The sequence below is a fragment of the Facklamia sp. P12955 genome (assembly GCF_050409565.1).
In the GTDB taxonomy this organism is placed as follows: Bacteria; Bacillota; Bacilli; order Lactobacillales; family Aerococcaceae; genus Facklamia.
The window spans coordinates 75578-83401 of sequence record NZ_JBNUPF010000006.1 but is presented as its reverse complement, the minus strand read 5'-3'; the positions used below and the strand labels follow the sequence as shown (position 1 = coordinate 83401).

Annotated in this window: 2 protein-coding genes and 2 rRNA genes; 1 reads left to right on the top strand and 3 read right to left on the bottom strand. The window is 43.3% G+C overall.

Translation table 11 applies throughout. The features are described from left to right. Window positions 1-2184, bottom strand: a 23S ribosomal RNA gene (locus tag ACQV2G_RS02780); the annotation flags it as partial. A gap of 236 nt (window positions 2185-2420) precedes the next feature. After that, a 16S ribosomal RNA gene (locus ACQV2G_RS02775) occupies window positions 2421-3968 on the bottom strand. A gap of 385 nt (window positions 3969-4353) precedes the next feature. Between ACQV2G_RS02775 and gshAB the strand changes: the two genes are divergently transcribed. Then, window positions 4354-6633, top strand: coding sequence for a bifunctional glutamate--cysteine ligase GshA/glutathione synthetase GshB (gene gshAB, locus ACQV2G_RS02770; RefSeq protein WP_428874194.1), 2280 nt, complete (start codon window positions 4354-4356; stop codon window positions 6631-6633). 61 nt (window positions 6634-6694) lie between these two features. Here the strand turns inward: gshAB and ACQV2G_RS02765 are convergent, their stop codons facing one another. Then, on the bottom strand, window positions 6695-7780 hold the full coding sequence (locus ACQV2G_RS02765) for a M42 family metallopeptidase (protein ID WP_428874193.1): 1086 nt from the start codon (window positions 7778-7780) through the stop codon (window positions 6695-6697). Window positions 7781-7824: the final 44 nt, after the last annotated feature.

Sequence of the window (7824 nt, the reverse complement as noted above, 5' to 3'; positions counted from 1 at the left end):
TTAGAGGGTTCATATTACAAGGGTAGTATCCCACCAACGTCTCCTTGCATACTGGCGTACACAGCTCTTTGACTCCTACCTATCCTGTACATGTCACACAAACACTCAATATCAAGTTGCAGTAAAGCTCCATGGGGTCTTTCCGTCCTGTCGCGGGTAACCTGCATCTTCACAGGTACTATAATTTCACCGAGTCTCTCGTTGAGACAGTGCCCAGATCGTTACGCCTTTCGTGCGGGTCGGAACTTACCCGACAAGGAATTTCGCTACCTTAGGACCGTTATAGTTACGGCCGCCGTTTACTGGGGCTTCAATTCGCACCTTCGCTTGCGCTAAGCGCTCCTCTTAACCTTCCAGCACCGGGCAGGCGTCAGCTCCTATACGTCATCTTGCGATTTAGCAGAAACCTGTGTTTTTGATAAACAGTCGCCTGGGCCTATTCACTGCGGCTGACTTGCGTCAGCACCCCTTCTCCCGAAGTTACGGGGTCATTTTGCCGAGTTCCTTAACGAGAGTTCTCTCGCTCACCTTAGTGTTCTCCACTTGACTACCTGTGTCGGTTTGCGGTACGGGTTGGTTATACTAGCTAGAAGCTTTTCTCGACAGTTTGATTATCCACCTTCGCTACTTTAATTTCGCTCCAGGTCACAACTCATCATTAATCGTAAGCATTTGACTCACCATCTCACTCGTTGCTTCTACAGACATTTCCATCAGTCTGCGTGGATTTACCTCCTGTGTCCCTCCATTGCTTAAATCGTATTTCCCAAGTACAGGAATCTCTACCTGTTGTCCATCGCATACGCCGTTCGGCTTTTGCTTAGGTCCCGACTAACCCAGGGAGGACGAGCCTTCCCCTGGAAACCTTAGTCAATCGGTGGACGGGATTCTCACCCGTCTTTCGCTACTCATACCGGCATTCTCACTTCTATGCGCTCCACTGCTCCTTACGGTACAGCTTCGCCGCACATAGAACGCTCTCCTACCACTCTAATAAATTAGAATCCACAGCTTCGGTGGACTGTTTAGCCCCGGTACATTTTCGGCGCAGGGTCACTCGACTAGTGAGCTATTACGCACTCTTTAAATGATGGCTGCTTCTAAGCCAACATCCTAGCTGTCTAGGCAACCCCACATCCTTTTCCACTTAACAGTTACTTTGGGACCTTAGCTGGTGGTCTGGGCTGTTTCCCTTTCGACTACGGATCTTATCACTCGCAGTCTGACTCCCAGAGATGAGTTTGTGGCATTCGGAGTTTATCTAGATTCGGTAACCCGAAAGGGCCCCTAGTCCAAACAGTGCTCTACCTCCACAACTCTTCCTCTGAGGCTATACCTAAATATATTTCGGAGAGAACCAGCTATCTCCAGGTTCGATTGGAATTTCTCCGCTACCCACACGTCATCTCCACACTTTTCAACGTATGTGAGTTCGGTCCTCCAGTGCGTCTTACCACACCTTCAACCTGCACATGGGTAGGTCACCTGGTTTCGGGTCGACGACACCTGACTGGCGCCCTATTCAGACTCGCTTTCGCTACGGCTCCGTATCTTCTACTTAACCTTGCCAACTATCGTCACTCGCCGGTTCATTCTACAAAAGGCACGCCATCACCCCTTAACGGGCTCTGACTACTTGTAAGCACACGGTTTCAGGTACTCTTTCACTCCCCTTCCGGGGTGCTTTTCACCTTTCCCTCACGGTACTGGTTCACTATCGGTCACTAGGGAGTATTTAGCCTTACCAGATGGTCCTGGTGGATTCCGACGGGATTTCTCGTGTCCCGCCGTACTCAGGATACTCCTGAGCCAGTTGATCTTTCGCATACGGGGGTCTCACCCTCTCTGCCGCCCCTTCCCATGGGCTTCTACTAAATCGTCTGGTCTCGTAGTGGAGTCCTACAACCCCAACGTGCATGCACGCTGGTTTGGGCTCTTCCCCGTTCGCTCGCCGCTACTTAGGGAATCATTCTTATTTTCTTTTCCTGCAGGTACTTAGATGTTTCAGTTCTCTGCGTCTACCTTCCTTGCGGATAATGATCTTCTACAATCATTGGGTTCCCCCATTCGGAAATCTCCGGTTCTTAGCGTACTTACCGCTCCCCGAAGCATATCGCTGTTCGTCGCGTCCTTCATCGGCTCCTAGTGCCAAGGCATTCACCGTGCGCCCTTTATTGCTTAACCACAATATTTTCGCTTGTTTTTTTACTCTATGAATCTTTTCATAGACTCGGTCAATTTCTCGGTTCATTATATCTTTTTTAAGAAATAATGTGATTGTCATACCTCGCATCGAGAATATGATCAATCTTGTTTGGTGTATTCAGTTTTCAATGATCGATTGAGTTGCTTCATAAAGAAGCTCACTCAAAACTAAACAAAGACAGTAACCTTTCGTGTAGGTTCCAACTACTCCTTAGAAAGGAGGTGATCCAGCCGCACCTTCCGATACGGCTACCTTGTTACGACTTCACCCCAATCATCTATCCCACCTTCGACGGCTCCCTCTATAAGTTAGGCCACCGGCTTCGGGTGTTACAAACTCTCGTGGTGTGACGGGCGGTGTGTACAAGACCCGGGAACGTATTCACCGCGGCGTGCTGATCCGCGATTACTAGCGATTCCGGCTTCATGCTCTCGAGTTGCAGAGAACAATCCGAACTGAGAATGGCTTTCAGAGATTCGCTTACCCTCGCGAGTTCGCTGCTCGTTGTACCATCCATTGTAGCACGTGTGTAGCCCAGGTCATAAGGGGCATGATGATTTGACGTCATCCCCACCTTCCTCCGGTGCGTCACCGGCAGTCTCACTAGAGTCTCCAACTGAATGCTGGCAACTAATGATAAGGGTTGCGCTCGTTGCGGGACTTAACCCAACATCTCACGACACGAGCTGACGACAACCATGCACCACCTGTCTTGCTGTCTTGTAGGACTTCACCTATCTCTAGGCTATGCAGCAGATGTCAAGACCTGGTAAGGTTCTTCGCGTTGCTTCGAATTAAACCACATGCTCCACCGCTTGTGCGGGTCCCCGTCAATTCCTTTGAGTTTCAGTCTTGCGACCGTACTCCCCAGGCGGAGTGCTTATTGCGTTAACTCCAGCACTGAAGGGTGGAAACCCTCCAACACTTAGCACTCATCGTTTACGGCGTGGACTACCAGGGTATCTAATCCTGTTTGCTCCCCACGCTTTCGAGCCTCAGCGTCAGTTATAGACCAGAAAGTCGCCTTCGCCACTGGTGTTCCTCCATATATCTACGCATTTCACCGCTACACATGGAATTCCACTTTCCTCTTCTATACTCAAGTGACCCAGTTTCCAATGACCCTCCACGGTTGAGCCGTGGGCTTTCACATCAGACTTAAGTCACCGCCTGCGCTCCCTTTACGCCCAATAAATCCGGACAACGCTTGCCACCTACGTATTACCGCGGCTGCTGGCACGTAGTTAGCCGTGGCTTTCTGGTTAGATACCGTCACTCCGAATGCAGTTACTCATTCGGTCGTTCTTCTCTAACAACAGTGCTTTACGATCCGAAGACCTTCTTCACACACGCGGCGTTGCTCCGTCAGACTTGCGTCCATTGCGGAAGATTCCCTACTGCTGCCTCCCGTAGGAGTTTGGGCCGTGTCTCAGTCCCAATGTGGCCGATCACCCTCTCAGGTCGGCTATGCATCATGGCCATGGTAGGCTTTTACCCCACCATCTAGCTAATGCACCGCGGAGCCATCCTTCAGTGACAGCCGAAGCCGTCTTTCCTTCGTTGATCATGCGATCTGCGATTCTATGCGGTATTAGTCATCGTTTCCAATGGTTATCCCCCGCTGAAGGGTAGGTTCTCCACGTGTTACTCACCCGTGCGCCACTAACCTTGAAAGAACAAGTTCTCTCGCGGTTCGTTCGACTTGCATGTATTAGGCACGCCGCCAGCGTTCGTCCTGAGCCAGGATCAAACTCTCATGAAAGAATTTGAGCTTTTGCTCATTACTATTACTAGCTATTGATTTTTTTTACTGCTGGTCTGCAGTATGTCTCGAATTATATTCGGTTGTTTCTATCCGGTTTAACGAATAGACCCTTACACATTTTGGTGTTTGTCTTTGTTCAGTTTTCAATGAGCTTCGCTGCCATAAGTGACAACTTCTATATACTAGCATGGTTTAGACTTTTTGTCAAACCTTTTTAAAAAGTTTTTTTAAACTTTTTTTCTTTCGTTTCGGTCGTTCGTGACGACAAGAAATAATATAACATGGGTTGTCTTCTTAAGTCAAGGGCTTTTCAAATTTTTTTCACCTTTTTTCTTATCACTTTGTTATAATATTAATTACTTCATATAAGAGGAGCTTTCTTATGAATAAAATTATTGAGTTTACAATCGAAGATTTGCCATTACTTTGGGAATCGACCGTGGGACTCGAACGAGAAACCGTTCGAATCAATTTCAACGGATCAATTAGTGAGAGTGACCATCCTCATGATTGGGGAAACCGTTCCTTCCACCCTTATCTTCAAACTGATTTTTCTGAAAGTCAATTAGAGTTAATTACTCCACCCTTTTCTACTAATGAAGAGGTAATCAATTGGTTAGCTGGTCTTCACCAGATAACACAGCATAGAATTTCAAATTCGAAGCCAGCAGAAATGCTTTGGCCTTATAGTATGCCACCTCAATTATCTAATATTAATCAAATTCGAAGCGCTGAATTAGATAATAAAGATGACTATAATTATCGTAAATATCTTATTTCATACTACGGCAAAAAAGTTCAACTACTATCAGGCATCCATTATAACTTTCAAATTAATGATCAGCTTTTAAATCAAAAACTGAATTCCTCAAAATCAAAATATATCTCCAATCGAAATAAGGTTTACATGGACTTGACACGTAAATATCTTTACTACCGCTGGGTATTAACTTATCTTTTAGGGGCCACCCCTTATTTTTCAGATGATTACGAGACTGTTTTATACGGCAAACCCCACAAAACAGTTATGAAATCAGTTCGCCAAAGTCGCTATGGCTACAGGAATAGTAAAAACGTTTCAGTTTCCTATAATAATTTTCAAACATATGTCACAGATATTGAAGATCTCATTTTTCAGGGGATTCTACATTTTGAGAAGGAGCTCTACCGAGATGTTAGAATGCGGGGGGCTAAACCTAATCGCGCAATGCTCAAGGAGGGCATTTCTTATTTAGAATTTAGAAATTTTGATCTTAATCCTTTTCAACCATTTGGAATCAGTTTGGAAGACCTCGATTTTGTAAAAGTATGGATTCTTGCTCTTCTTCTTCACCAACAGTCAATTAGCGAAGAAGAAATTAATCTAGCCAATGAACGTAACCAAAATACAGCAGAATCTAACCCTATCGATCCATTAATCAATAAAGAACTTATTAAGTCTTTCTCATATACCTTACAAACTGTTGCAGAAAACCTAGATGCTCATTACTATCCCGACTCTTATTTAGGTCAGCTTGTTGCTAAAAAGTTTATGCAAATAGAGCAACCCTCCCAAACGCTTGCAGGCCAAATCACTAGTCAATATACCGACTTTAAAGACCTTTCCCAGGGCTTGCTTAAACTTAGCCAAATTTTTCAAAGACAGTCTTTAAAAAACAAATATCTCCTTCATGGTTTTGAGAAGTTAGAACTTTCGACACAAGCCTTAATAAAAAAAGCGATAGAGCTTGGTATTCAAGTTACCATCGTTGATATTGAAGATAACTTAATTGAACTTCAATTCAATGAGCATACAGAATTAATCAAAAGTGCTAATATGACTTCCTTAGACAGCCAGGTTTCATACTTCTTAATGGATAACAAATCAGCTACTAAATTGGTTCTTGATAGAGAAAAAATTCAAACACCTAAAGGGAGAAAATTCAATGATTTAGATCAAGCAATCAATTATTATTCTCTATTAGACAAATCTGCAATCGTAATTAAACCGCAAAATACTAACTATGGTTTGGGAATTACTATCTTCGAAAATTTTCCAGAAAAAGAAACCTATACAAAAGCTATGAAGGAAGCTTTCAAACACGATCATACGGTATTAGTTGAAGAATTTATTGAAGGGATTGAACTAAGATTTTATGTGCAAAATCAAAAAGTTTTAGCAGTTTGTGAAAGACAAGCCGCTCATATTATTGGCGATGGCCAGCACACTGTTGAACAGTTAATCGATCTCGAAAATAACCATCCATTCAGAGGGCCTAGACATCTAGCTCCTCTTACCTTATTAGAAAAAGGTGAAATAGAAAGAATAACTCTTGCTGAACAAAACTATTCTCTGCAATCAATTCCCGTTAATGGTAAAAAAGTCTACTTAAGAAAAAATTCTAATGTTTCTTCCGGAGGAATTGCCATCGATCGAACCGATCAAGTTCATTCAGATTTTATTAAAATTGCTGAAAGAACAGCTGCAGCTATGAAATCCACTTTCTGTGGAGTAGATATCATTATCAAGAACTATCAAGAGCCTCTATCTAACTCCAATTCTTACGCTGTGCTAGAGGCTAACTACAATCCAATGATGAGTTTGCACCTTTTTCCTGCTATCGGACATTCACAACCCCTAGCTGAACGAGCGCTTGAAGCCTTATTTCCTGAACTGAATTAATGAATTAAACCCCCTTAGGTATCAAACTTCTGATGCTTAAGGGGATTAATAAAGTTAATTTTTATGCGTTATCTTTAATTTGCTTGATTGTCTCTGCATTCAACTCTTTCACTACTGCTGTTACTAATTTGACCATATTTAAGTAGTCATCTTCGTGAATAACAGAAGTATGTGAATGTAAGTAGCGAACTGGAACAGTAATCGCAATAGAAGGAATACCATTTAATGCTAGGTGTTGTGAACCAGCATCGGTTCCACCACCAGGAATAAATTCGAATTGATAAGGAATGTTCTCTCTATCAGCCACTTCTACTACAAATTCACGTAAGCCACGGTGAGCTATCATTGAGCTATCATAAACAATGATTTGAGGTCCCTTTCCTAATTTACTTGCAGATTCATCTTTAGTCATACCAGGTGTGTCACCCGCTGTACCAGTATCTAGAGCAAATGAAATATCAGGATTAAGCATATGTGCAGCAACTCTAGCTCCGCGTAGACCAACTTCTTCTTGAACGTTAGCCCCAGAGAATAGAACCGTTTCATGTCCTTCTTTAGCTAAATTCTTCAATACATCAATTGCAACAGCTATACCGATACGGTTATCCCAAGCTTTACCTAAAAGGAATTTAGTGCCATTCATACGACGTGTTTCGATGTACGGAGTGATCATATCGCCAGGGCGAATACCCCATTCCATGACTTCATCTTTAGAAGAAGCACCTAGGTCAATAAAGATATCTTTAAATTCCATTGGCTTTTTACGAGCTTCTGCAGTTAGTACATGTGGAGGTTTAGATCCTGTAACACCATGGAATGTCTTACCTTCTCTTGTAGTTACTGTTACTTGTTGTGCTAAGACAACTTGACTCCACCAACCACCAATGGTAACGAACTTAAGAAATCCTTCATCGGTGATTTCTTTAACCATAAAGCCAACTTCGTCTAGGTGAGCAGCTAACATAACGCGTGGTCCATCCGCATTGCCTGTATGCTTAGCAAAAATACCACCCAAACCATCTTGCAGATATTCTTCTGCTTGGTCTTTAGTTTCTTCTTTAAACAATTCGCGAACATAACGTTCATTGCCACCGATCCCGTTAACTTCTGTTAGACGTTTAAGATATTCTTCATTTACTGACATCATTCATCCTGCTTTCTTAATAAGTATTTGTATTAATTTTAACAAAG